The organism is Sulfurovum sp. bin170, from assembly GCF_010892395.1.
GTDB lineage: Bacteria > Campylobacterota > Campylobacteria > Campylobacterales > Sulfurovaceae > UBA1140.
In genome coordinates, this window is sequence record NZ_JAACKB010000030.1 from 1 (window position 1) to 2,485 (window position 2,485).

At 36.3% G+C, this 2,485-nt stretch carries 2 protein-coding genes; both read right to left on the reverse strand.

Translation table 11 applies throughout. From position 1 onward, the window contains the following. Positions 1-1,779: bi-domain-containing oxidoreductase (locus tag GSY74_RS00745; RefSeq protein WP_164663189.1), on the reverse strand; the 1,779-nt coding region annotated here is incomplete at its 3' end. Then, positions 1,776-2,485, reverse strand: a 710-nt coding sequence (locus GSY74_RS00750; RefSeq protein WP_164663190.1) for a hypothetical protein, incomplete at its 5' end; no start/stop codon positions are given. The genes GSY74_RS00745 and GSY74_RS00750, both read right to left, overlap by 4 nt.

The following is a 2,485-nucleotide window of genomic DNA, read 5'->3' on the forward strand; positions in this document are numbered from 1 at the left end:
AGATTGGTCATTTTTTTGTATAGTAGAAGCATAAACAGAGACCACTTCACTACCTGTTAAAAAGCTACAGGTATCAATAAAGTGACAAACCTCACCAATAATTCTACCCCCACCAATCTCTCTATCTTGAATCCAAACATCTTTAGGAATAACTCCTGCATTGACTCTATAGTTTACAGATATTTGACCACTTAAACTCCTCTTCATATTTTCAATCATAGGTGAAAATCTCCTATTAAATCCAACTTGAATTATAGACTCACCACTATACGCCTCTTTGATACTCTCTAACTCATCTTCATAGATACAGAGTGGCTTCTCCACAAAACAGTGTTTTTTTGACTCTATAGATTTTAAAACCAAACTAGCATGACTATTGTGTTGGGTTGTGATAAAAATCGAATTGATTTCAGAACTGTTAAATATCTCATCACTATCAGTTGTGATATACTTAAAGTTATACTTTTTACCAGTACCCTCTGCACTCACACCTGTAGCTGTACAGACTCCAACAAGCTCATAGCCATCGGTTTTTTTCATATTTGGTAAGATTACAGATTTAGTGAAATTACCTGCCCCAATCAGTCCAATATTTACCTTGTCACTCTCTATTGTCCTGTTAGTTCTTTTGACTATTTTGTGTTCAGTAAGGTCTATTCCACCCTTATACTTCAAGATAATACCTAAATATTTCTCTTTAATCTTACCTTCAAGTAGGTCATAAGCAGTCATAGCATTATCATAATCATAACTATGTGTTATCAGCTCTTTTGGTCTAATTTTTCCCTCTTCTATTAACCCCAAAAATGCTTCAAAATTTCTCTGCTCTGTCCATCTAACTAAATCATAAGGATAATCAATCCCCTTCTCCTCATAATCAGGGTCATATCTCCCTGGTCCATACGCCATAGATAGTCTTAAATCTAGCTCTTTTTTATAGTACTCATTTCGTGGTATATCCATCCCAACCATACCAAGGAACACAACTCGTCCTCTCATCCGTGAGATTTGAGCTGCATCAATTACAGGCTGATTTGAGGTAGTGGAAGCAGCAATAATCACAGCATCTACACCATATCCATTGGAGAACTCACTCGCTCTTTTTATCATATCTGATGCATGACAAACTTCATCTGCTCCCAACTTTTTAGCTAACGCTATCTTGTCTGGGTCAACATCACTCCCTATAACTTTACATCCATTTGCTTTGAGAAGTTGAACCGCTAGTTGCCCTAGAAGACCAAGTCCCATAACAGCAATTCTCTCTCCTAATTTTGGTTCAGTCTGCCTAACACCCTGAAGTGCAATCGCACCAACCGTTACAAATGAAGCATCAATATCATCAACACCATCTGGAATCTTGACCATCAAATTTTTTGGAATATAGTTTATCTCACTATGGTTAGCATACCCTGCCCCACCACACGCAACTTTATCACCAATATTGATGCCACTCAGATTCTCCCCAACCTCAATAACCCTACCTGCAAGACTATAACCCAAAGGGATAGGCGAATCAAGTTTTGTAAAAACCTTTTCAAGAGTATTTTTCACTCCCTCTTTCTTCATCTTATCAATAGTCTGCTTGACCAAATCAGGTCTATCTTTTGCTTTGGCAAGTATAGACTTTTTTGCAAAATCAACCAACATCTTCTCTGTACCAGCACTCACTAGACTCACTGTTGTCTCTACCAATGCACCATTTGTTTGACACACTGGAGCAGGAACATCAAATAGTCCCAACTCTCCTGTTTTAAAACTCTGTATTAACTGTTTCATTTTATCACCTTCTCTATCTCTTTATTAATATTAAAAGCCATATCTTTAATATCATTTTGTAACATCTCTTCAATTTTCAACATAATAAATGTTGACCACTCAATCTCTTTCCAATCACGCTTCTGTTTAAGAAAAGGTTGAATAACAGACTTCTCATGTCCAGCATCTTTTGGAATAAATCTTTTGACAATTTTCTCATTATCATTCCAAATAGTCATTTTTCTAAAATCCTCTATCCTCGCAATAATTTTTTCATTTTGAAAATTTATACTCTCCATAACCCCTTCAAAAGGGTCACATCGTGTTGAAAAGGTCAAAACAATTAAATCGTTTAGATTGGTTTTGATGGTTACTACAAAATCATCATCTTTATGTCTCTCATTGGCTGACAATAGTGTAATCTCAAACTCTGTAGGTAGACTCTCTCTTGACATCACTAAATGTGTGGACAAATCTATCCAGTGACCGAGATTACTAACCACTCTACTACCCTCTGATGAATCTCTATACCAATGGTCAGATGCTAACTTATGTCCTAAAATAAAACAGTTAAGCGTTATAGACTCATCTGTAATATAGGGTTTTATGGTCTCAATAGCAGGACTAAATGGACGATTATACCCAGCATATACAATGTTATCGCTATTACGAACACTCTGCATTAACGCTCTGTACTGCTCCATATTTATGGCAACAGGTTTCTCAA